Annotated in this window: 20 protein-coding genes, 1 tRNA gene and 1 pseudogene; 14 read left to right on the top strand and 8 right to left on the bottom strand. The window is 56.7% G+C overall.

Annotated elements, in window-relative coordinates; all coding sequences use genetic code 11:
- Window positions 1-3: 3 nt before the first annotated feature.
- Window positions 4-80: transfer RNA gene (locus FHC48_RS06430), tRNA-Met, on the bottom strand.
- A gap of 208 nt (window positions 81-288) precedes the next feature.
- Between FHC48_RS06430 and mltA the strand changes: the two genes are divergently transcribed.
- Entirely contained in the window at window positions 289-1,386 is a 1,098-nt protein-coding gene (gene mltA / locus FHC48_RS06425) for a murein transglycosylase A (protein ID WP_021241890.1), read from the top strand.
- A gap of 75 nt (window positions 1,387-1,461) precedes the next feature.
- Window positions 1,462-2,268: a tRNA cyclic N6-threonylcarbamoyladenosine(37) synthase TcdA gene (gene tcdA, locus FHC48_RS06420; RefSeq protein WP_008499651.1), complete on the top strand. Its 807-nt coding sequence runs from the start codon at window positions 1,462-1,464 to the stop codon at window positions 2,266-2,268.
- Here the strand turns inward: tcdA and csdE are convergent.
- Both csdE and csdA read right to left on the bottom strand, forming a co-directional pair.
- Window positions 2,259-2,705 (bottom strand): cysteine desulfurase sulfur acceptor subunit CsdE, encoded by a 447-nt coding sequence (csdE, locus tag FHC48_RS06415; protein WP_045908462.1) that lies wholly within the window; start codon window positions 2,703-2,705, stop codon window positions 2,259-2,261. The two genes, tcdA and csdE, sit on opposite strands and share 10 nt — an antisense overlap.
- Window positions 2,705-3,910, bottom strand: coding sequence for a cysteine desulfurase CsdA (gene csdA / locus FHC48_RS06410; RefSeq protein ID WP_059362098.1), 1,206 nt, complete (start codon window positions 3,908-3,910; stop codon window positions 2,705-2,707). The genes csdE and csdA overlap by 1 nt, the downstream gene beginning before the upstream one ends.
- Window positions 3,911-4,102: 192 nt before the next feature.
- Here csdA and FHC48_RS06405 point away from each other — a divergent pair, with 192 nt between their 5' ends.
- The 4 genes from FHC48_RS06405 (at window position 4,103) to rlmM (ending at window position 7,125) form a co-directional block, all read left to right on the top strand.
- Window positions 4,103-4,330: a YgdI/YgdR family lipoprotein gene (locus tag FHC48_RS06405; RefSeq protein ID WP_008499648.1), complete on the top strand. Its 228-nt coding sequence runs from the start codon at window positions 4,103-4,105 to the stop codon at window positions 4,328-4,330.
- Window positions 4,331-4,679: 349 nt separating this feature from the next.
- Window positions 4,680-5,597, top strand: coding sequence for a glycine cleavage system transcriptional regulator GcvA (gene gcvA, locus FHC48_RS06400; RefSeq protein ID WP_008499647.1), 918 nt, complete (start codon window positions 4,680-4,682; stop codon window positions 5,595-5,597).
- A gap of 39 nt (window positions 5,598-5,636) precedes the next feature.
- The gene (locus tag FHC48_RS06395) at window positions 5,637-6,032 is read left to right on the top strand and encodes a DUF423 domain-containing protein (RefSeq protein ID WP_008499646.1); all 396 of its coding nucleotides are present in this window, start codon (window positions 5,637-5,639) and stop codon (window positions 6,030-6,032) included.
- Entirely contained in the window at window positions 6,025-7,125 is a 1,101-nt protein-coding gene (gene rlmM / locus FHC48_RS06390) for a 23S rRNA (cytidine(2498)-2'-O)-methyltransferase RlmM (RefSeq protein ID WP_059362096.1), read from the top strand. The genes FHC48_RS06395 and rlmM overlap by 8 nt, the downstream gene beginning before the upstream one ends.
- Before the next feature lie 62 nt (window positions 7,126-7,187).
- Here the strand turns inward: rlmM and xni are convergent, their stop codons facing one another.
- The 5 genes from xni to queF form a co-directional block, all read right to left on the bottom strand.
- Window positions 7,188-7,943: a flap endonuclease Xni gene (gene xni, locus FHC48_RS06385; RefSeq protein ID WP_021241892.1), complete on the bottom strand. Its 756-nt coding sequence runs from the start codon at window positions 7,941-7,943 to the stop codon at window positions 7,188-7,190.
- A 112-nt stretch (window positions 7,944-8,055) separates the two neighbouring features.
- Complete coding sequence (gene sdaB / locus FHC48_RS06380; RefSeq protein WP_008499643.1) at window positions 8,056-9,423, bottom strand: L-serine ammonia-lyase II; 1,368 nt, start codon at window positions 9,421-9,423, stop codon at window positions 8,056-8,058.
- A gap of 65 nt (window positions 9,424-9,488) precedes the next feature.
- Complete coding sequence (locus tag FHC48_RS06375) at window positions 9,489-10,784, bottom strand: HAAAP family serine/threonine permease (RefSeq protein WP_008499642.1); 1,296 nt, start codon at window positions 10,782-10,784, stop codon at window positions 9,489-9,491.
- Window positions 10,785-11,299: 515 nt separating this feature from the next.
- The gene (gene ppnN, locus FHC48_RS06370) at window positions 11,300-12,664 is read right to left on the bottom strand and encodes a nucleotide 5'-monophosphate nucleosidase PpnN (protein ID WP_008499641.1); all 1,365 of its coding nucleotides are present in this window, start codon (window positions 12,662-12,664) and stop codon (window positions 11,300-11,302) included.
- A gap of 116 nt (window positions 12,665-12,780) precedes the next feature.
- A complete protein-coding gene (queF, locus tag FHC48_RS06365) occupies window positions 12,781-13,623 on the bottom strand; it encodes an NADPH-dependent 7-cyano-7-deazaguanine reductase QueF (protein ID WP_059362095.1) in 843 nt (280 codons plus the stop codon).
- Window positions 13,624-13,692: 69 nt separating this feature from the next.
- Between queF and syd the strand changes: the two genes are divergently transcribed.
- The 8 genes and pseudogenes from syd to FHC48_RS06325 all read left to right on the top strand — a co-directional run bounded on the left by syd (window position 13,693) and on the right by FHC48_RS06325 (window position 22,047).
- The gene (gene syd, locus FHC48_RS06360) at window positions 13,693-14,238 is read left to right on the top strand and encodes a SecY-interacting protein (protein WP_069598737.1); all 546 of its coding nucleotides are present in this window, start codon (window positions 13,693-13,695) and stop codon (window positions 14,236-14,238) included.
- A 632-nt stretch (window positions 14,239-14,870) separates the two neighbouring features.
- Complete coding sequence (locus tag FHC48_RS06355; RefSeq protein ID WP_084832976.1) at window positions 14,871-15,200, top strand: YqcC family protein; 330 nt, start codon at window positions 14,871-14,873, stop codon at window positions 15,198-15,200.
- Window positions 15,197-15,973: a tRNA pseudouridine(65) synthase TruC gene (truC, locus tag FHC48_RS06350; RefSeq protein ID WP_023344820.1), complete on the top strand. Its 777-nt coding sequence runs from the start codon at window positions 15,197-15,199 to the stop codon at window positions 15,971-15,973. The genes FHC48_RS06355 and truC overlap by 4 nt, the downstream gene beginning before the upstream one ends.
- A 24-nt stretch (window positions 15,974-15,997) precedes the next feature.
- The gene (locus FHC48_RS06345; protein ID WP_023325989.1) at window positions 15,998-16,447 is read left to right on the top strand and encodes a flavodoxin; all 450 of its coding nucleotides are present in this window, start codon (window positions 15,998-16,000) and stop codon (window positions 16,445-16,447) included.
- 335 nt (window positions 16,448-16,782) lie between these two features.
- A pseudogene (locus tag FHC48_RS06340) lies at window positions 16,783-18,137 on the top strand (MFS transporter).
- Entirely contained in the window at window positions 18,137-19,477 is a 1,341-nt protein-coding gene (locus FHC48_RS06335) for a glucarate dehydratase family protein (protein ID WP_220420515.1), read from the top strand. The pseudogene FHC48_RS06340 and the gene FHC48_RS06335 overlap by 1 nt, the downstream one beginning before the upstream one ends.
- Window positions 19,478-19,492: 15 nt before the next feature.
- The gene (gene gudD / locus FHC48_RS06330; RefSeq protein ID WP_059362089.1) at window positions 19,493-20,830 is read left to right on the top strand and encodes a glucarate dehydratase; all 1,338 of its coding nucleotides are present in this window, start codon (window positions 19,493-19,495) and stop codon (window positions 20,828-20,830) included.
- 77 nt (window positions 20,831-20,907) lie between these two features.
- Complete coding sequence (locus tag FHC48_RS06325; protein ID WP_039265523.1) at window positions 20,908-22,047, top strand: glycerate kinase; 1,140 nt, start codon at window positions 20,908-20,910, stop codon at window positions 22,045-22,047.
- The last annotated feature ends 55 nt before the right edge of the window (window positions 22,048-22,102 follow it).

Raw genomic sequence — 22,102 nt, 5'->3', positions numbered from 1 at the left:
ATTTGGTTGCGGGGGCCGGATTTGAACCGACGACCTTCGGGTTATGAGCCCGACGAGCTACCAGGCTGCTCCACCCCGCGTCCGTGGATGCGCACTATACTCGGATAGACTTGTGATGCAACCCCTTTTTCACATTTATCATGATTTTGTATGCAAATTGAACGACATGGCGCTGTTTGGACTATTTTTTGCGCAAAATTTGCCAAAGGGCATGCGATCGCATTTCATTAGCCCTGGCGGTTTGTTATCTTCATCACGCGGAAATGGGCAACTTAAAGACGAGACAGAATGAAAGGACGTTGGGCGAAGTATCTGATGGCGGGCGCAATGGTAGCGATTCTTGCGGCCTGTTCTTCCAAACCGACCGATCGCGGTCAACAGTATAAAGACGGGAAGTTATCCCAGCCTTTCTCTTTAGTTAATCAGCCTGATGCGGTCGGCGCACCGATCAATGCCGGAGATTTCTCCGAGCAGGTCTACCAGATCCGCAACGCGTCACCGCGTCTGTACAGCGCACAGAACAATGTTTATAGCGCGGTGCAGGACTGGCTGCGCGCGGGCGGCGATACGCGCAACATGCGCCAGTTTGGTATCGACGCCTGGCAGATGGAAGGGGCCGATAACTACGGCAACGTCCAGTTCACCGGCTATTACACCCCGGTTATTCAGGCACGACACACGCGTCAGGGCGAGTTCCAGTACCCTATCTACCGTATGCCGCCAAAACGTGGCCGTCTGCCGTCGCGCGCTGAGATCTACGCCGGTGCGCTGAGCGAAAACTACGTTCTTGCTTACAGCAACTCCCTGATGGACAACTTCATCATGGACGTTCAGGGCAGCGGCTATATTGATTTTGGCGACGGCTCGCCGCTTAACTTCTTCAGCTATTCCGGTAAAAACGGCCACGCCTATCGCAGTATTGGCAAGGTGCTGATCGACCGCGGCGAAGTGAAGAAAGAAGACATGTCGATGCAGGCGATCCGCGAGTGGGGCGAAAAGCACAGCGAAGCCGAGGTGCGTGAGCTGCTGGAGCAGAACCCGTCGTTCGTCTTCTTTAAACCGCAAAACTTCGCGCCGGTGAAAGGGGCGAGCGCGGTACCGCTGATTGGCCGTGCGTCGGTGGCATCGGATCGTTCGATTATTCCTGCGGGCACCACGCTGCTGGCTGAGGTCCCGTTACTGGACAACAACGGCAAGTTCAACGGCCAGTATGAGCTGCGTCTGATGGTGGCGCTGGACGTTGGCGGCGCGATCAAAGGGCAGCACTTCGATATCTATCAGGGCATTGGCCCGGATGCAGGCCACCGCGCAGGCTGGTATAACCACTACGGACGCGTGTGGGTGCTGAAGGCCGCACCGGGTGCCGGAAACGTATTCAGCGGCTGATTGTGGTATTCTGAGCGCAATACGGATTACTGTTCAGGGTGAGGAGAACCTCACCCTTTTTACATCTGAGGTGTTATGTCTGTGGTAATCAGCGATGCCTGGCGCCAGCGTTTTGGCGGCACGGCACGTCTCTATGGTGAAAAAGCCCTGCAGCTGTTTGCGGATGCGCACGTCTGCGTCGTGGGCATTGGTGGTGTGGGGTCGTGGGCCGCAGAAGCGCTGGCGAGAACCGGTATTGGCGCAATCACGCTGATTGATATGGATGACGTGTGCGTCACCAACACCAACCGTCAAATCCACGCTCTGCGTGATAGCGTCGGCCTGGCAAAATCGGAGGTCATGGCGGAACGTATCCGCCTGATTAACCCGGAATGTCGGGTCACGGTGATTGATGATTTTGTGACGGCTGATAACGTCGCCGAATACATGAGCAAAGGCTACAGCTATGTGATTGACGCCATCGACAGCGTACGTCCAAAAGCGGCGCTGATCGCCTACTGTCGTCGTTACAAGGTTCCCCTGGTGACGACCGGCGGCGCGGGCGGGCAAATCGATCCGACGCAGATCCAGGTGGCCGATCTGGCGAAAACCATTCAGGATCCTCTTGCCGCCAAGCTGCGTGAACGCCTGAAAAGCGACTTCAACGTGGTGAAGAACAGCAAGGGCAAGCTGGGCGTAGACTGCGTGTTCTCGACCGAAGCGCTGGTCTACCCGCAGGCGGATGGCTCCGTGTGTGCGATGAAAAGCACGGCGGAAGGGCCAAAAAGAATGGATTGCGCCTCAGGCTTTGGCGCGGCCACCATGGTGACCGCTTCCTTCGGCTTTGTGGCGGTGTCTCACGCCCTGAAGAAGATGATGGCGAAGGCGGAACGTCAGGCCTGAGCCTGACGAGCAGCGTCCAGTACCGCGTCGCTGAGCGCGATCAACCCCTGACCGCGCGAGGCGCTGAGCTGCGCGCGCAGCCCCAGCTCATCAAATAACGCCAGCGGCGAATGCGCCAGCAGTTCCGCCGCGCTTTTCCCTTCCACTGCCGTCAACAATACGGCCAACAGGCCCCGGACGATGCGGCCTTCGCTGTCGCCGAAGAAGTGCAGCTTCTCACCGGAAACGCTCACGCCCAGCCAGACGCGATTTTCACAGCCTGCAATCTCTTTCGCCTGCGCCTTGAGATCGTCAGAGAGGGTCGGTAACTGCTTACCGAGAAGAATCAGCTGGCGATATTTATCTTCCCACTGTGAAAGCGGGGCAAAGGTCTGTTTTAACGTCTCTTCAGTGATGACGGTGCCAAACGGATGTCCGGCTAAAGCAGCGTGAGTCATTAATCCACCAGTATTTCAAGCGCGCGGTCAACGGCGGAAACCAGCGCGTCAACATCGCTTTGTGTGTTATAGGGCGCGAACGAGGCGCGCAGCGTGCCGCTCACGCCGAGCGCCGCCAGCAGCGGCTGCGCGCAGTGCTGCCCGGCGCGCAGGGCGATGCCATACCCGGCCAGCAGCGTTACCATGTCGCTGTGATGCACGCCCACAAAATCAAAGGCGAGCAGGCTTGAATCCTGAACGCGGAACGAGCGGAAACCCGGGCGCTTTTTCAGTTCTTCCTCTGCCAGCGTCGCCAGCCCCCGGCTCCAGCTTTCAGCCTGAACACTGTCTGTTTCTGCCAGCCATTCCAGCGCCGCGCTTAGGCCAATCACGCCGGCCACGTTCGGCGTACCGGCTTCAAGGCGGTAAGGCACATCCTGCGTTTTGAAACCGTCAAAAGTCACTTCAGCGATCATCTTGCCGCCCCCGAGCCACGGGGTCATTTTTGCCAGCAATTCCGGCTTGCCGTACAACACCCCAATACCGGTTGGCCCGTAGAGCTTATGTCCTGAGAAGGCATAGAAGTCGATATCCAGCGCCTGCACGTCGGCGGGGAAATGCACCACGCCCTGCGCACCGTCGACCATCACCACCATCCCGTTGGCATGCGCGATGCGAATCGCCTGAGCCAGGTCCGGGCAACCACCGGTGACGTTAGACATCTGTCCAAGCGCCAGAATGCGGCTGCGGGGGGTAATCAACTCGGGGAGACGGGCCACATCGGGCAGAAGGTCTGCGCCCAGCGGAAGCTTCACCACGCGTGCACCCGTTTGTTCGGCCACCATCAGCCACGGCACCAGGTTGGCGTGATGTTCCGCCTCGCTGACGACGATCTCATCGCCCGGCTGAAGCAGCGGGCGCGCGTAGCACTGGGCCACCATATTGATGGCCTCGGTGGTGCCGCGCGTCCAGACGATATTTTTCCCGCTTTCGGCATTGATCAGGTGCGCCACGCGATCGCGTGCGGCTTCGTAGCGCGCGGTTAATCGCTGCGCCTCGGCAAACTGGCTGCGATGCACGTTCCCGGCGCTCAGGCTGTAAAACTGCTGCGTGGCGTCAATGACCGCCTGTGGCTTAAGGGCGGTGGCGGCACTGTCCAGATAAATACCGGCATCGGCCAGCGCCGGAAACTGTGCGCGGAACTGCGCAGGACTGAAAGCGTTCATGGGATTCCTCATTTCAATATCACGATCGTCGCGCAATTTCCGCGGCAGGGCAAGGAGGTTGATATCTATCAGAATTGTCTGCTTATCCTCATGACCCCAAAAAAGCAGGTTATGCTAAATAGTGTTAGGCGGATGTTTTAGCCTGTTATAAATCGAGGTTTGAATAGCATTAATTGCTAAAGGAGAATAATCATGAATAAGACAGCTGCAATCATCTCTGCCTGTGCGTTTACTTTTGCCCTGAGCGCCTGTTCCGGTAACAACTACGTGATGCACACCAACGATGGTCGTTCCATCGTTTCGGAAGGGAAACCGACAACCGATAACGATACCGGGATGATTTCGTACAAAGATGCTAACGGGAACAAGCAGCAGATCAACCGCACGGACGTGAAAGAAATGAAAGAGATCGAGCATTAACCGATCGCAGGCGAAAAAAAAGCACCGCAAGTTGGCGGTGCTACATTAATCACTATGGACAGACAGGGTAAATGTACAGGAAGTGAAAAATTGGTAGCGTTGCTACCGTGGTCTGAATCGCAGACCAATTGCAAACACAACAACACAACATCACAACCGTAAGCCAAAAGCCCTTCAGAACACGCATTCCGAAAAAAGCTCTTCGTTCCGGCTCAGGAAGTGCCGCCACTATAGGTATTTGCTGGTAGTTCCTCAACGGACAAATTATAATGGCTCAGATAAAAAAAACTAATAGGTTAAACGTTGTTTCCTATTTGTTAAATTCCTTTAACATCTAAGCCATATAACCATGTCAAAGCGATTGCCCCCCCTCAACGCATTACGTGTTTTTGATGCAGCAGCACGTCACCTGAGCTTCACCCGCGCAGCCGATGAGCTTTTTGTGACACAGGCCGCAGTAAGTCACCAAATCAAGTCTCTGGAGGATTTTCTGGGCCTTAAGCTGTTTCGTCGACGCAACCGCTCGTTGCTGTTGACCGAAGAGGGGCAGAGCTATTTTCAGGATATTAAAGAGATTTTTTCGCAGCTTACTGAAGCCACGCGTAAGCTACAGGCACGCAGTGCAAAAGGTGCTCTGACTGTCAGTTTATTGCCCAGTTTTGCCATTCAGTGGCTGGTGCCAAGACTCTCAAGCTTTAACTCAGCTTATCCGGGGATAGACGTTCGAATCCAGGCCGTGGATCGTCAGGAAGACAAGCTGGCCGATGACGTGGACGTCGCGATTTTTTATGGGCGCGGTAACTGGCCGGGCTTGCGTGTTGAGAAATTATACGCAGAATATCTCCTGCCGGTCTGTTCCCCTCTGCTGTTAACGGGCGACAAAGCGCTGAAGTCTCCCGCTGACCTGGCGCAGCATACGCTTTTGCATGATGCCTCTCGACGCGACTGGCAAACTTATACCCGTCAATTAGGTCTTACACATATAAACGTGCAGCAGGGACCCATCTTTAGCCACAGTGCGATGGTGTTACAGGCTGCCATTCACGGGCAGGGCGTGGCGTTGGCGAACAACGTCATGGCGCAGTCCGAAATAGAGGCAGGTCGCCTGGTCTGCCCTTTTAATGATGTACTGGTCAGCAAGAATGCGTTTTATCTGGTTTGTCATGACAGTCAGGCAGAACTGGGTAAAATAGCCGCCTTCCGGCAGTGGATACTGGCGAAAGCGGCAAGCGAGCAAGAAAAATTCCGCTTCAGGTATGAACAATAACGTTTGTGTGCCGGGCACGCATCAATTCAGGACTTAAACATGACCAGCCGATTCATGCTGATTTTTGCCGCGGTGAGTGGCTTTATTTTTGTTGCACTGGGCGCCTTTGGCGCACATGTCTTAAGCAAGTCGTTGGGCGCTGTAGAGATGGGCTGGATCCAGACCGGCCTTGAATATCAGGCGTTCCATACGCTGGCAATCTTTGGGCTGGCGGTGGCGATGCAGCGCCGTATCAGCATCTGGTTTTACTGGAGCAGCGTCTTTCTGGCGCTGGGTACGGTGCTTTTCAGCGGCAGCCTTTACTGTCTGGCACTTTCGCATTTACGCCTGTGGGCGTTTGTTACACCTGTCGGTGGCGTCAGCTTCCTGGCGGGTTGGGTATTAATGTTTATCGGAGCTATCCGTCTGAAACGCAAGGGCGTTGTTCATGAATAAGGTTGTTTTATATTGTCGCCCGGGGTTTGAGAAAGAGTGCGCCGCGGAAATTACCGATAAAGCGGCGAAGCGCGAAATCTTCGGCTTTGCCCGCGTAAAAGAAAACGCGGGCTATGTGGTATTCGAATGCTATCAGCCTGAAGATGCGGATAAGCTGGCGCGCGAGCTGCCGTTCAGCTCGCTGATTTTTGCGCGCCAGATGTTTGTCGCGGGTGAGCTGCTCAAAGACCTTCCCCCTGAAGACCGCATCACGCCAATCGTGGGCATGCTGCAGGGCGTGGTGGAGAAGGGCGGCGATCTGCGCGTTGAAGTGGCGGATACCAACGAAAGTAAAGAGCTGATGAAGTTCTGCCGTAAGTTCACCGTTCCGCTGCGCGCGGCGCTGCGTGAGGCGGGCGTGCTGACGAACTACGAAACGCCGAAGCGTCCGGTGGTGCATATCTTCTTTATTGCACCGGGCTGCTGCTATACGGGCTATTCGTACACCACCAACAACTCTCCTTTCTTTATGGGCATTCCGCGTTTGCGCTTCCCGGCCGATGCGCCAAGCCGTTCTACGCTGAAGCTGGAAGAGGCGTTCCACGTCTTTATCCCGGCGGATGAGTGGGATGAGCGTCTGGCAAACGGCATGTACGCTGTCGATCTCGGCGCGTGCCCGGGCGGCTGGACCTATCAGCTGGTGAAACGCAACATGTGGGTATCGTCCGTTGATAACGGCCCAATGGCGCAAAACCTGATGGACACCGGACAGGTCACCTGGCTGCGTGAAGACGGTTTCCGCTATCGCCCGAACCGCAACAACATCTCATGGATGGTGTGCGACATGGTTGAGAAACCGGCGAAAGTGGCCGCGCTGATGGCCTCCTGGCTGGTGAACGGCTGGTGTCGCGAGACCATTTTCAACCTCAAGCTGCCGATGAAAAAGCGCTATGAGGAGGTGTCGCAGAACCTGGCCTACATTCAGGAGCAACTGGACGAACACGGGATTAACGTGGAGATCCAGGCGCGTCAGCTGTATCACGACCGCGAAGAGGTGACGGTGCATATTCGTCGCTGGTGGGCGGCCGTAGGCGGGCGTCGCGACGAGCGATAGCACGTACTTTGTTTTGCCCGGTGGCGCTGCGCTTACCGGGCCTACAAAACCCTGTAGTCGTTTTATCGTTCTAAGCGCAACTGCTGTAAATTCCCGTCCAGCTGTAAATCCGTCTGTAGCGTTGCGATTTCCCGGCAGATAAACGCCATCTCTTTATGCGCCTCCAGCTTCTTGCGCCATTTTTCGGGCACCTCGTCCAGACGGGCGTAAATGCCCTCCAGACTCTGAAAATCGGTCAGCAACTGCGCGGCGCTCTTCGGCCCAATACCGGCCACGCCCGGAACTTTAGAGCTGCTGATGCCTGCCAGACCCCAGTAATCCGGCAACTGCTCAGGCGATACGCCAAACTCGCTGGCAATGAACGGCGCGTCCAGCCAGCGTTTTTGAAAATAGTCGCGAATACGGATAGTGGGGGAGAGCAGCTGGCAGTAGCCTTTGTCCGTTGAAACGATCGTGGCCTGATGCCCGGCACTCGCCACCTTTACGGCCAGGGTGGCCGCGAGATCGTCGGCTTCATTTCCCTGTGCGCCCCAGCAGGGGACGCCCCGCTGTTCAAATGCGGCACGCAGCATGGGTAATTCGGCGTGAAGATCGTCCGGCATCGGTGCGCGTCCGGCTTTGTAGTCGGGCAGACGCTGGTGCCGCCAGCCCGTGTTGCGGGCTTCGTCATCAAAAACCGCGACCGCATGGGTGGGTTCACTGTGGCGGATAAGCTGTTCCAGCGCGTGCAGGCAGGTGTCTTTACAAGGCGTCCCCTGTACCGCATGGATACGGCGAATCAGGTTAAGTGCATCGACGATAAGTAAATGAACGGCCACAGATAATCTCCCTTCTATCTAATGCGTGAAGGGTAACACTGTCAGCAGCGTGAAACTATGAATGGTGGGGAAAACAGGAAGAAGCCTCGCAAAACGAGGCTTCCTGAGAGGCTTAATCGCAGGTTACGATCTTCATCGCCAGGCCACCGCGAGAGGTTTCGCGGTATTTGGCGTTCATATCTTTACCGGTTTCGTACATGGTCTCGATAACCTTATCGAGACAGACGCGCGGTTCGCTGGTGCGGCGCAGCGCCATACGTGCCGCGTTTACCGCCTTCACGGAGGCAATCGCGTTACGCTCGATGCACGGAACCTGTACCTGTCCGGCAACCGGATCGCAGGTCAGCCCCAGGTTGTGTTCCATGCCGATTTCCGCAGCGATGCACACCTGCGCCGGGCTTGCGCCCAACAGCTCCGCCAGACCTGCCGCCGCCATGGAGCACGCCACGCCGACTTCACCCTGACAGCCCACTTCCGCACCGGAAATGGAGGCGTTCATCTTATACAGCGAACCAATCGCACTGGCCACCAGCAGGTAGCGCGCCAGCGAGTTCGCGTTCACTTCACGGATAAACTTGTCGTAGTACGCCAGTACGGCCGGAACGATGCCGCAGGCACCGTTGGTTGGCGCGGTGACCACACGGCCCCCTGCGGCGTTTTCTTCGTTTACCGCCAGGGCGAACATGTTGATCCAGTCCACCACGGCCATTGGGTCCGTAGTCGTTTTGTCAGTGCTCACCAGCATACGGCGCAGCGCTGCCGCACGACGCGGTACGCGAAGCTTGCCCGGCAGAACGCCTTCGGTGGTGATCCCGCGCTCAATACCGCCGCGCATCACGTCCCAGACGTTAGCGAAGTGCTGTTCCAGCTCCTCTTTGCTGTGCAGCGCCAGCTCGTTTTTCATCATCAGACCGGAGAGGGAAAGGCCCGTCTCCTGGCAGTGGCGCTGGAGGTCTGCCGCCGTTTTGTACGGATACGGCACCTCGACAGAAGAGGTACTGGTTTGACCAAAGTGGTCTTCGTCGACGATAAAACCGCCGCCGATAGAGTAGTAAGTCTGGCTGTATACCGCTTTGTCGCCGGCCAGCGCGGTAATGCGCATGCCGTTTTCGTGTAGCGACAGGTTGTCCGCATGGAAATTCATGCAGTGGTCAACCGGGAATTCAACCTCATGCTCGCCGTTCGCCAGCAGCAGGCGCCCGTGGGTGTTCACGTCCTGGATAAAGCCAGGGATCGCATCAATATCAACGGTATCCGGCAGGTTTCCCGCCAGGCCCATGATAATGGCGATATCGGTGTGGTGGCCTTTCCCGGTCAGGGAAAGTGAGCCATATACATCGACAACCACGCGGGTGATGTCGTGCAGGATGCCGCGTGCAATCAAGTCATCCGTGAACTGCTTACCGGCTTTCATCGGTCCGACGGTGTGAGAGCTGGAAGGACCAATACCGATTTTGAAGATATCGAATACGCTAATCATGATGCGTCCATTGCTTTCAGTCAGAGAGGAGGGAGTGCGCCGTCCGGGGACGGCGCGGGTGAGAATCAGAACATGGTGTACAGGGAGTAGAAGATCGCAGAGATAGCGATAAGCCCCATGATAACCACAAAGACGTTGCTGACATGACCGCTGTACTTACGCATAGCCGGGACTTTCTGAATCGCGTACATCGGCATCAGGAACAGAATCATCGCGATGACCGGGCCGCCCAGGGTTTCAATCATGCCCAGGATGCTTGGGTTCAGCGTCGCTACCGCCCAGGTGGTGAGCAGCATGAACAGTGCAGTGATTTTGTTCAGCTTGTTGATTTCAATGCTCTTGCCTTTACCGCGCAGAGATTTAATCACCATACCGTTGAAGCCTTCACGTGCGCCGAGGTAGTGGCCCAGGAAGGATTTGGTGATGGCGATCATCGCGATGATCGGTGCCATCCACGCAATCAGCGGTGCGTTAAAGTGGTTCGCCAGGTAAGACAGAATTGAGATGTTCTGCTCTTTCGCTGCCGCCAGGTCCGCCGGGGAGAGACTCAGTACGCAGCTGAAGACGAAGAACATAACGGTCAGCACCATCATGATGTGAGCGCGTGCCAGGATGCTGGAGCACTTCTTCTCTGCGCCATTACCGTACTCTTCACGTTTCGCCACGGCGAAAGAGGAGATGATTGGGGAGTGGTTGAAGGAGAAGACCATTACCGGGATCGCCAGCCACAGGGTCATCAGCAGGCCGTTACCGGTTGCAGACGCGCTGCTCAGGGATAGGGTTTCCAGCGCTGCGCCGTTCCACTGTGGGATCAGGTAGCAGGCCAGCAGCATCAGTGCGGCCACAAACGGGAACACCAGCACGCTCATCGCTTTCACAATCATCTGCTCACCGAAGCGCACGATGGTCATCATGCCGACAATCAGGATCAGAGACAGGATGGCACGCGGTGGCGGCGTCATGTGCAGCTGGTGCAGCATGAAGCTTTCAACGGTGTTGGTGATCGCCACGCTGTAGACCAGCAGGATAGGGTAAATCGCGAAGAAGTAGAGCAGGGTAATCAGTTTACCTGCGCCCACGCCGAAATGCTCTTCAACCACTTCAGTGATGTCTTCGCCCGGGTTTTTACCGGACAGCACGAAGCGGGTCAGACCGCGGTGTGCAAAGAAGGTCATCGGGAAAGCAATGATAGCCATAATGATCAGCGGAATCAGACCGCCGACGCCTGCGTTGATAGGAAGGAACAGTACACCAGCGCCGATTGCCGTGCCGTAAAGGCCAAGCATCCACATGGTATCCGTTTTGCGCCAACCACTTCGGGATTCAATCGAAGCAACGGTGCTGGTTTGAGTGGTTTCCATCTGTATCTCCTGGAGGAAGCAAATTGTCAGGTTTTTAGTCAAATCCGATGAAAAAGTGCCTGACGGTAATATGAAATTCGTTCAGTGACGGTTTTTTAATAATTTTCGCCCGTAACTATTGGCGGGCGGAAAGATACATTCTCGTTATGAATCTATCAGTGATCGCGATCCCAAATGCAATAATCCACTTATGATGTGGGCATCTTTAGACCATTTATCTGTTAAAAAAACATCAAAGAGAATTTACGCGCGCGAAGGCTACCACCAACGACATGTGCGCTGAAAGACTGGCCCTTGATATAGGTGTCTTTCGCTGTAAAGAAATGGGTTTTTAGTATTTTCTGGCAGGTAATTTGGATTAAGGCTGATAATTTACGGTTGAAGAATACAGGTAATCGTTTGCGTTTGTGGCGATTTTGTAAAAGATATAAGTGATGCCTATGAATTACATCAGGAATAAAAAAAGCCGGGACGCGCAACAGGGCGACCCGGCTTTGATGAGATATCGCTAAGCGTTAGGTGCAGATTTCGTAGCAAGGAATATAGGCAGAGCCCGGCAGCTTCATGCGGTGCTGGGCGACAAAGCCCTGCAGCATGTCATCCATACGGCGCATCATCTCCGGATCGCCGTGGATCTTGTACGGACCGTACTGCTCAATGGCGCGTATACCGACCTCTTTGACGTTGCCCGCCACAATCCCGGAGAAGGCGCGACGCAGATCGGCGGCCAGGACTTCCACCGGCTGATCCGGGTAAAGTTTCAGGTTCGCCATGTTCTCGTGTGAAGGCTCGAACGGAATCTGCAGATCCGGTGCAATGCGGATTGACCAGTTAAAGCTGTAGGCATCCCCGGTATCGCGACGGTTCTCCTTCACCAGCGGCATCGCTTTTTTCATCTGGCGCGCCACTTCCGCAGCATCGTCGATGATGATGCGATAGTGACGACGCGCGGCTTCACCCAGCGTGTGTACGATAAACTCGTCCAGCACGCGGAAGTAGTCGGCGCTCTCTTTTGGCCCGGTCAGGATCAGCGGCAGGACCTGATCTTTGTTGGCCGGGTTCATCAGAATACCCAGCAGATAGAGCAGCTCTTCCGCTGTCCCCACGCCGCCCGGGAAGATGATGATGCCGTGGGCGATACGAACAAACGCTTCAAGACGTTTTTCGATATCCGGCATGATAATCAGCTCGTTAACCAGCGGGTTAGGTGGCTCAGCGGCGATGATGGACGGCTCGGTCATGCCGATAAACCGTCCCTCTTTGTAGCGCTGCTGCGCGTGACCCACTGCGGCACCTTTCATTGGCGCTTCCATCGCACCCGGACCACATCCGGTACAGATATTCAGCTCGCGCAGGCCAAGCTGGGTGCCCACCCGACGCGCATAAAGGTATTCGGTTTCGTTAATGGAGTGACCGCCCCAGCAGACGACCATGTTCGGCGCTTCACCCACGTGCAGGGCACGGGCGTTGCGCAAAATAGAGAACACCAGGTTGGTGATATGGACCGAGCTTTCCAGGTCGAGATGCTGGAAACGGCCTGCGTTGTGGATCTGCCCGTTAACAAACAGGATGTCACGCAGCACGGCAAACAGGTTAGCCTGAAGTGAACGGATGATGCGTCCGTCGACAAACGCCTCTTCCGGCGGGTTGATGACTTCAAGCTTCACGCCGCGCTCGCGGCGCAGCACGTTGATATCAAAGCTTTCGAAGCGGGACAGCAGTTCTTTACTGTTATCTGTCAGGCTTCCGGAGTTCAGAACGGCAAGTGAACAGTTACGAAACAGTTGATAAAGATCGCTGCTGGCCGTGCGTTTAAGCATGTCCACTTCCAGCTGCGACAACATATCCATTGAGCCAAGCGGGCTAATATGTGTAATCAAGTGAGCTCCTTACGGGACGATTATCGTCTTTCCCTGTTGATTACAATAGCCCTGCCGCGTGACGTTTCACAACCTAAAGCGCGGAAGATACCGCGCATATTGTGAAAATATTTATATTACTGACGCACCAGCCGGCCCGTCGCCGGCACAAAATCGGTATTGGTGCGCCACGGGTTGATGTCCAGGCCGCCGCGGCGGGTGTAGCGCGCGTAAACGCTCAATTTTTCTGGCTGGCAGAAGCGTTGGATATCGCTAAAGATGCGCTCCACGCACTGCTCGTGGAATTCATTGTGATGGCGGAACGACACCAGGTAGCGCAGCAGCTTTTCCCGGTCGATTTTTGGCCCGCGATACTGGATCTGCACCGAGCCCCAGTCCGGCTGGTGGGTAATCAGGCAGTTGGATTTCAGCAGATGGCTCACCAGCGTCTCTTCAACCACCTTGCCGCTCGCCGCGTTTTCGAGGTAATCGGCGCTGAATTCATAATTCTCCACCTCGATATCCTGATCGTCGATGCAGGCCCCGTTGAAGTGGGCGACTGGCTGGCCTTCCAGCTCGTGCAGGCGATACAGTGATACGCTCACCTTTCCCTGCGCGCAGGCGCTTAAATCACGTTCCAGGGTGCGCTGAACGTCGTCCCAGCTGTTGAATTTGGTCTGGTTAAAACTGTTGAGATAGAGCTTAAAGCTTTTGGACTCGACGAGATTCACGCTGGCATAGTCCAGCTCAACGTGTCCCACCGCCACCTGCGGCAGGCCGCGCGCGTTGAGCCACGAGAGTTCGTACAGCGTCCAGATATCGCCACCCACGAACGGCAGCGCGTCCGCGTGCAGTCCCAGAGGGTCGCGGTTCAGGCTACGCGGCACGCCCTGCAGCAGGCTTGCATCGTAGGTATCGCGGTAATCGGTCGATTTACCCAGCGTTAAGCCGGTTAACGCCTGATGATTTTCGTAAGACATGTTTCATAGCCACTTTACAGGTACACTTATGGCCTGAGTTTATCCTGTCTGACAAGAAGAGAGAAATCGGTGGACATCGAAACTGCAAATGCCCTCACTACCTTCACGACCCGCTACTGCGACGTATGGCATGAAAAGCAGGGCACGTGGCCGCAAAGTGCTGATTTATATGGCGTCCCTTCGCCGTGCATTATCTCTTCGCTTGAGGATTACGTGATCTGGCAGCCGAAGCCGAATAACGGTGAGCAGAATGTAAATGCGGTTGAACGGGCAATGGACATTGTGGTACAACCAGCGGTTCATGCGTTTTATGCCACGCAGTTTGCAGGGGATATGCCCGCGCGCTTTGCGGACATGACGCTGACGCTGTTGCAGACCTGGAGCGAAGACGATCTGCAGCGTGTTCAGGAAAACCTGATTGGTCATCTGGTCACGCAAAAACGTCTTAAGCTTTCTCCGACGCTCTTTATTGCCACGCTGGACAGCGAGCTGGACGTTATCTCCGTCTGTAACCTGTCAGGCGAAGTGATTAAAGAGACTATCGGTACCCGCAATCGCGAGACTCTCGCCCCTTCTCTTGCGGATTTCCTCACCCGACTTGAGCCCCTTCTGTAATCCATGCTGCTACAGCGCGTGTGAGAGATCTCTTACAAGGTTTGTGAGAGATCGCTGGAACATTCAGTATTACCTCATTAAATTCAGATTAATATCACTCTATTTTTCAACGAATTAGTTGTTCCTCCTATTATTTTTAGGGAGTCCCCGCGTCTTACAACGCTGGCTGAGTGGGTTGTAAGACGAAGCGGAATAGCGGATTCTATCTCCGTCGACAGGAAGCCGACACGAGAAACGAACATCAGGATGATGGCGTTTCTCACACAGGACTCGTCAGGATGGCGCAGCAGGAAGGCTTCTGGATGAAGCGAAGTGGATAACGCAGGATGCGTAAGGGACACCTCCAGGAAGGAGAACGAGAGCCGGTCAGGATGGTCGGTGGGTCAGGAAGGCCAGGACGTTTCAGGATGAAACAAACACGTCAGGAAGATGTGTGCAGGATGCGAAAGGTAGACGGATGACCAGGCCTTCGGGCTTCAGGAAAAGTTGTCACGGATGAGCAGGGAGCACGAATTGTAGCTGGAATGCTGCGGAACGAACCGGGAGCACTGTTTTTACAGTGCTCCCTTTTTTTATTTCTGCCTTTCGCAATGCTATGCTGCGCGCCGTTCACATTTTCAGTTGAGGTTACTATGACGCAACACGATAGCGTTCGTGCTCAGTTGCACGCCATCGAAGCCCTTTTGCGCCAACATCAGCTGTGGCAGGAGACCGCGCCGCAGCCAGAAGCGTTCGCCAGCACCCAGCCTTTCTGCCTGGATACGCTGGCGCCTTTCGAGTGGCTGCAGTGGGTGTTAATTCCGCGCATGCACGCCCTGCTTGAGGGGGGGCACCCCTTGCCGCAGGCGTTTGCTGTCTCTCCCTATTATGAAATGGCGCTCGACGCGACGCACCCTGCGCGCGACGTCATGCTGGTCGAACTGGAAAAGCTGGATGCCCTGTTTGCCGGTGAAAATGCATGACGCTGGAAATCCTCTATCAGGACGAGTGGCTGGTGGCGGTGAATAAACCGTCAGGCTGGCTGGTGCACCGCAGCTGGCTGGATCGCGATGAGAAAGTGGTGGTGATGCAGACCGTTCGTGACCAGATTGGTCAGCATGTGTTTACCGCCCATCGCCTCGACAGGCCGACCTCCGGCGTGCTGCTGATGGGGCTTTCCAGCGAAGCTGGCCGTCTGCTGGCCCAGCAGTTCGAACAGCACCAGATCCAGAAGCGCTACCACGCGATCGTGCGTGGCTGGCTGACCGAGTCCGCCACCCTGGATTATCCGCTGGTGGAGGAGCTGGACAAAATCGGCGATAAATTTGCCCGGGATGACAAAGGCCCGCAGCCGGCCGTGACCGATTATCGCGGCATGGCAACCACGGAAATGCCGGTAGCCACCAGCAAATTTCCGACCACACGCTACAGCCTGGTTGAGCTTCTGCCGAAAACCGGGCGCAAGCACCAGCTGCGACGCCATCTGGCGCATCTGCGCCACCCGATTATTGGCGACAGCAAACACGGTGATTTGCGCCAGAACCGCAGCGCGGCCGAACACTTTGGCTGCCATCGTCTGATGTTACACGCAAGCGAGCTGAGCCTGACGCACCCGTTTACCGGCGAGCCGCTGACTCTCCGCGCGGGGCTGGACGACGTCTGGATGCAGGCGCTGTCACAGTTTGGCTGGCTGGGACAACTCCCCGAAAATGAAAGGGTTGAGTTTGTATCGGGCAACGTTCAGGATGAAGAGTAAGCGCATTCACTATGGGAAAATAGCATGGCTGAAGTAGGCATTTTTGTCGGCACAATGTACGGCAACTCGCTGCTGGTTGCGGAAGAGGCGGAGGCGATTCTGGCAAGCCAGGGTCATAAAGCCACGGTCTATGAAGACCCGGAGCTGGCGGACTGGGAAAAGTATAAAGATAAATACATTCTGGTGGTGACCTCCACCACCGGGCAGGGCGATCTGCCGGACAGCATCGTGCCGCTGTTCCAGGGCATTAAAGACCAGCTTGGCTATCAGCCAGACGTTCACTACGGCATCATCGCCCTCGGCGACAGCGCTTACGCCAACTTCTGCGGCGGCGGCAAGCAGTTCGATGCGCTGTTGCAGGAGCAGAGCGCCCAGCGCGTCGGCGAGATGCTGCTGATTGATGCGGGTGAGCACCCGGAGCCAGAAAGCGAATCAAACCCGTGGGTGGAGAACTGGGCCTCACTTCTCAAATAAACACTCTGCCCGGCGGCGCTTCGCTTGCGCGGGCCTACGGGTTTTCCAGGCCGGGTCAGGCGTAGCCGCCACCCGGCATTACACTCTGCACCAAACGCCATTTCCGTGAACCACCTTCCACTCCTCTGGGCTTATGCCCTAAACAACCTCCCTCACGCCCTTTAATACTGTGTTTTTGCACGGTGAGGTGAAGAGGCACTCCTTCATATACTTTTCCGGTCACGATAAAACGGCTTCAGGCCGTACCAAAACGACAAAAACCAATCTCATTCTGCTTACCCTACCGGTGCTGTACAGAATGAACCAGGCGAAAGCTATGTTTCAGGAGTGCAACAATGAGTTCATTAAGCCACGCAGCGAGCAGCGCTGAAAAGCGCACCAATGCCCGCTACTGGATAGTGGTGATGCTGTTTATCGTCACGTCCTTTAACTATGGTGACCGCGCCACGCTGTCGATTGCCGGCTCGGAAATGGCAAAAGATATCGGCCTTGATCCCGTGGGCATGGGTTACGTTTTCTCCGCCTTCTCGTGGGCCTACGTCATCGGGCAAATTCCTGGCGGCTGGCTGCTCGACCGCTTTGGCTCGAAACGGGTCTACTTCTGGTCCATCTTCATCTGGTCTGCCTTTACTCTGCTGCAGGGCTTCGTCGATATCTTCAGCGGCTTCGGCATTATCGTGGCGCTCTTCACGCTGCGCTTCCTGGTGGGCTTAGCGGAAGCGCCTTCCTTCCCGGGCAACAGCCGCATTGTGGCGGCCTGGTTCCCGGCGCAGGAGAGGGGAACGGCGGTGGCGATTTTCAACTCCGCACAGTACTTCGCGACGGTGATCTTTGCGCCCATTATGGGCTGGCTAACCCATGAGGTGGGCTGGTCGCACGTGTTCTTCTTTATGGGCGGACTCGGGATCGTCATCAGCTTTATCTGGCTGAAAGTGATCCACGAACCCAACCTGCACCCTGGCGTAAACAAAAAAGAGCTGGAGTACATCGCTGAAGGCGGCGCGCTGATCAATATGGATCAGAAATCCTCGACGGCGAAAGTCCCGTTCAGCCAGAAATGGGCGCAGATCAGGCAGCTTGTCGGCTCGCGCATGATGATCGGAATCTATCTGGGCCAGTACTGTATCAACGCCTTGACCTACTTTTTCATCACCTGGTTCCCCGTGTACCTGGTGCAGGCACGCGGCATGTCGATTCTGAAAGCGGGGTTTGTTGCCTCGGTCCCGGCAATCTGTGGCTTCGTGGGGGGCGTGCTCGGCGGGGTCATTTCCGACTGGCTGATGCGCCGCACCGGTTCCCTGAACATCGCGCGTAAAACGCCCATCGTGCTCGGCATGCTGCTCTCCATGACCATGGTGTTCTGTAACTACGTCAATGCCGAGTGGATGATTATCGGCTTTATGGCGATGGCCTTCTTCGGCAAAGGCATTGGCGCGCTGGGCTGGGCGGTGATGGCGGATACGGCCCCGAAAGAGATTAGCGGCCTGAGCGGCGGTCTGTTCAACATGTTCGGCAACATCTCCGGGATTGTGACGCCCATCGCTATCGGCTACATCGTCGGTACCACCGGCTCGTTCAACGGTGCGCTAATCTACGTGGGTGTGCATGCGCTGGTGGCGGTCCTGAGTTACCTGGTGCTGGTGGGGGATATCAACGCGTCGAACTTAAACCTGTTGCGGAGCGTGGCTGATGACAACGCAATCGAGCCCTATCGTCACCGAGATGAAGGTCATCCCGGTGGCCGGGCAGGACAGCATGCTGCTCAATATTGGCGGCGCCCATAACGCCTGGTTTACCCGTAATATCGTCGTGCTAAAAGACAGCGCAGGGAATACCGGCGTGGGCGAGGCCCCTGGCGGAGAGGTGATTTACCAGACGCTGGTCGATGCCATTCCGCAGGTCGTGGGGCAGGAGATTGCCCGTCTGAACAGGCTGGTTCAGCGGGTGCATAAGGGCAACCAGTCGGCAGACTTTGAGACGTTCGGTAAAGGTGCCTGGACATTTGAACTGCGCGTCAATGCGGTCGCCGCGCTGGAAGCGGCTCTGCTTGATTTACTGGGTAAGGCGCTCAATGTCACGGTCTGCGAACTGCTGGGGCCCGGCAAACAGCGCGATGCAGTCACCGTGCTGGGCTATCTGTTCTACATTGGCGATCGCAATAAAACCGATCTCCCCTATCTGGCTCGCTCCAGGGGCGAACACGACTGGTATCGCCTGCGCCACCAGGAAGCGCTCTCCAGCGACGCGGTGGTGCGGCTGGCCGAGGCGGCGCAGGATCGCTACGGCTTTAAGGATTTCAAGCTGAAGGGCGGCGTGCTGCCCGGCGAGCGGGAGATTGAAACGGCCCGGGCGCTGAAAAAGCGCTTCCCGGATGCGCGGATCACCGTCGATCCCAACGGCGCATGGCTGCTGGATGAAGCCATTAGCCTGTGCAAAGGGCTGGGGGATGTCCTGACCTATGCGGAAGACCCCTGCGGCGCGGAACAGGGCTTCTCGGGCCGCGAAGTGATGGCCGAGTTCCGTCGGGCCACCGGGCTGCCGGTGGCGACCAATATGATCGCCACGAACTGGCGCAAAATGGGCCATGCGGTGATGCTCAACGCCGTCGACATTCCGCTGGCGGACCCGCACTTCTGGACGCTCTCAGGCGCGGTCCGCGTGGCGCAGCTGTGCGATGACTGGGGACTCACCTGGGGCTGTCATTCGAACAATCACTTTGATATTTCGCTGGCGATGTTTACCCACGTTGGCGCCGCTGCGCCGGGTAACCCGACCGCCATCGACACGCACTGGATTTGGCAGGAAGGCGAAGCCCGCCTGACGAAAAATCCGCTGGAAATCATCAATGGCAAGATTGCCGTACCGGATGCGCCGGGCCTGGGCGTGGAGCTGGACTGGGATCGGATCCATAAAGCCCATGAGGCGTATAAAAAATTGCCGGGCGGCGCGCGTAACGATGCGGGCCCGATGCAGTACCTTATTCCCGGCTGGACATTTGACCGTAAGCGCCCTGTTTTCGGACGTCACTGATAAAAGGATTACACGATGAGTACTTTTACGACCCCTGTCGTCACCGCCATGCAAATCATTCCGGTTGCGGGCCATGACAGCATGCTGATGAACCTGAGCGGCGCGCACGCGCCGTTCTTCACGCGCAACATTGTTATCATCAAAGACAATGCCGGCCATACCGGCGTGGGTGAAATTCCGGGCGGGGAGAAGATCCGCAAAACGCTGGAGGACGCCATTCCGCTGGTGGTGGGCAAAACGCTGGGTGAGTACAAAAATGTCCTCAACACCGTGCGTAACACCTTTGCCGATCGCGATGCCGGGGGCCGGGGTCTGCAGACCTTCGATCTGCGCACCACTATCCACGTGGTGACCGGCATTGAAGCCGCGATGCTGGATCTGCTGGGCCAGCATCTGGGCGTTAACGTTGCGTCGCTGCTGGGCGAGGGGCAGCAGCGCAGCGAAGTGGAAATGCTGGGCTATCTGTTCTTTGTCGGCGACCGCAAGCTGACGCCACTGCCGTATCAGAGCCAGCCGGATGAACAATGCGACTGGTACCGGCTTCGCCACGACGAGGCAATGACCCCGGATGCGGTGGTGCGCCTGGCGGAAGCGGCATACGAAAAATATGGCTTCAACGATTTCAAACTGAAGGGCGGCGTGCTGGCCGGGGAAGAAGAGGCGGAAGCCGTCACCGCGCTGGCAAAACGTTTCCCGCAGGCGCGTGTGACGCTCGATCCGAACGGGGCCTGGTCCCTTGATGAAGCGATTGCGATCGGCAAGCAGCTGAAAGGCGTGCTGGCCTACGCGGAGGACCCGTGCGGGGCTGAGCAAGGCTTCTCTGGCCGTGAAGTGATGGCGGAATTCCGTCGCGCTACGGGGCTGCCGACCGCGACCAATATGATTGCGACCGACTGGCGTCAGATGGGACACACCTTATCCCTCCAGTCAGTCGATATTCCGCTGGCCGACCCGCACTTCTGGACGATGCAGGGTTCGGTGCGCGTGGCGCAGATGTGCCATGAGTTTGGCCTGACCTGGGGTTCGCACTCCAACAACCACTTCGATATCTCGCTGGCGATGTTCACGCACGTCGCCGCCGCTGCGCCGGGCACGATCACTGCTATCGACACCCACTGGATCTGGCAGGAAGGTAATCAGCGTCTTACTAAGCAGCCGTTTGAGATCAAAGGTGGCATGGTGCAGGTGCCTTCCACGCCGGGGCTGGGGGTTGAGCTGGATATGGATCAGGTCATGAAGGCCCATGAGCTGTATCAGAAACACGGTCTGGGCGCGCGCGACGATGCGATGGCGATGCAGTATCTGATCCCTGACTGGACATTCGACAATAAACGCCCGTGCATGGTACGATAAACGCATTGGGACCGCTCCCATGAGCGGTCTTTTACGTGGTGTATGCTTAACGTAACGACTATGCGTAAGGATGGCTTATGAAAATTGTTATCGCACCGGACTCGTATAAGGAAAGTTTGAGTGCGCTTGAGGTTGCGACAGCGATAGAGCGTGGTTTTCGCGAGATCTTTCCCGAGGCGGTTTACGTGAAGCTGCCGGTCGCGGACGGTGGCGAAGGGACGGTTGAGGCGATGATCGCGGCAACGCAGGGAAGCATTGTACATGTTCCGGTGACCGGCCCGCTGGGCGAGCGCGTGGAGGGGTTTTATGGCTTGTCCGGTGATAAGCAGAGCGCCTTTATTGAAATGGCGGCGGCAAGCGGCCTGGAGCGGGTTGCGCCTTCGCAGCGTAATCCGCTGAAAACCACCTCCTGGGGCACGGGCGAACTGATTCGTCACGCGCTGGATGCGGGCGTTAAGCATATTATTATTGGCATTGGCGGCAGCGCTACCAACGACGGCGGCGCAGGGATGGTGCAGGCGCTGGGGGCGAAGCTGCTGGACGACAATGAACAGCCTCTTGGGCAGGGCGGGGGCGAGCTGGGAAAACTCGCGCGTATCGACCTGAGCGGGCTGGACAAGCGTCTGGTGGAATGCCGGATTGAGGTGGCCTGCGATGTAACCAATCCGCTTACCGGGAAGGATGGCGCGTCAGCGGTATTCGGCCCGCAGAAGGGCGCCACACCCGAGATGATCGTCACCCTGGACAACGCGCTTGCGCACTATGCGAGCGTCATTGTCCGGGATCTGGATATCGACGTACTGAACCTTGCTGGCGGCGGCGCGGCGGGGGGCATGGGCGCGGCGCTCTACGCCTTTTGCGGCGCGCAGCTGCGCCAGGGCATTGAGATCGTGACCGATGCGCTACACCTGGCCGACCAGGTGGCCGATGCGGATCTGGTGATCACGGGGGAAGGCCGCATTGACAGCCAGACGATCCACGGCAAAGTCCCGGTGGGGGTGGCGAAGGTGGCAAAACGCTTTAACAAACCCGTTATTGGCATTGCAGGCAGCCTGACGGCGGACGTTGGCGTGGTACACGATCACGGCATTGATGCCGTGTTTAGCGTGATCTACACCATTTGCACGCTGGAAGACGCGCTGGAAAATGCCGGCGAGAACGTCAGGATGGCCGCAAGGAATATCGCGGCGGTGCTGAAAGTGGGGCAGGCATTTTAGCTGTGATTGCCGGGTGGCGGCTTCGCCTTACCCGGCCTACGTTAGTGCACCTGTA

It is taken from the genome of Enterobacter sp. EC_50, from assembly GCF_019584525.1.
GTDB lineage: Bacteria > Pseudomonadota > Gammaproteobacteria > Enterobacterales > Enterobacteriaceae > Enterobacter > Enterobacter roggenkampii.
Note: the sequence above shows the minus strand (reverse complement) of the source record. Positions and strands in the feature narration are given on the sequence as shown.

What these genes read in the sequence shown, in the direction of transcription:
- mltA (WP_021241890.1), top strand. Translation starts at nt 289, where the DNA reads ATGAAAGGACGTTGGGCGAAGTATCTGATGGCGGGCGCAATGGTAGCG.
- tcdA (WP_008499651.1), top strand. Translation starts at nt 1,462, where the DNA reads ATGTCTGTGGTAATCAGCGATGCCTGGCGCCAGCGTTTTGGCGGCACG.
- csdE (WP_045908462.1), bottom strand. Translation starts at nt 2,705, where the DNA reads ATGACTCACGCTGCTTTAGCCGGACATCCGTTTGGCACCGTCATCACT.
- csdA (WP_059362098.1), bottom strand. Translation starts at nt 3,910, where the DNA reads ATGAACGCTTTCAGTCCTGCGCAGTTCCGCGCACAGTTTCCGGCGCTG.
- FHC48_RS06405 (WP_008499648.1), top strand. Translation starts at nt 4,103, where the DNA reads ATGAATAAGACAGCTGCAATCATCTCTGCCTGTGCGTTTACTTTTGCC.
- gcvA (WP_008499647.1), top strand. Translation starts at nt 4,680, where the DNA reads ATGTCAAAGCGATTGCCCCCCCTCAACGCATTACGTGTTTTTGATGCA.
- FHC48_RS06395 (WP_008499646.1), top strand. Translation starts at nt 5,637, where the DNA reads ATGACCAGCCGATTCATGCTGATTTTTGCCGCGGTGAGTGGCTTTATT.
- rlmM (WP_059362096.1), top strand. Translation starts at nt 6,025, where the DNA reads ATGAATAAGGTTGTTTTATATTGTCGCCCGGGGTTTGAGAAAGAGTGC.
- sdaB (WP_008499643.1), bottom strand. Translation starts at nt 9,423, where the DNA reads ATGATTAGCGTATTCGATATCTTCAAAATCGGTATTGGTCCTTCCAGC.
- FHC48_RS06375 (WP_008499642.1), bottom strand. Translation starts at nt 10,784, where the DNA reads ATGGAAACCACTCAAACCAGCACCGTTGCTTCGATTGAATCCCGAAGT.
- queF (WP_059362095.1), bottom strand. Translation starts at nt 13,623, where the DNA reads ATGTCTTACGAAAATCATCAGGCGTTAACCGGCTTAACGCTGGGTAAA.
- FHC48_RS06355 (WP_084832976.1), top strand. Translation starts at nt 14,871, where the DNA reads ATGACGCAACACGATAGCGTTCGTGCTCAGTTGCACGCCATCGAAGCC.
- truC (WP_023344820.1), top strand. Translation starts at nt 15,197, where the DNA reads ATGACGCTGGAAATCCTCTATCAGGACGAGTGGCTGGTGGCGGTGAAT.
- FHC48_RS06345 (WP_023325989.1), top strand. Translation starts at nt 15,998, where the DNA reads ATGGCTGAAGTAGGCATTTTTGTCGGCACAATGTACGGCAACTCGCTG.
- FHC48_RS06335 (WP_220420515.1), top strand. Translation starts at nt 18,137, where the DNA reads ATGACAACGCAATCGAGCCCTATCGTCACCGAGATGAAGGTCATCCCG.
- gudD (WP_059362089.1), top strand. Translation starts at nt 19,493, where the DNA reads ATGAGTACTTTTACGACCCCTGTCGTCACCGCCATGCAAATCATTCCG.
- FHC48_RS06325 (WP_039265523.1), top strand. Translation starts at nt 20,908, where the DNA reads ATGAAAATTGTTATCGCACCGGACTCGTATAAGGAAAGTTTGAGTGCG.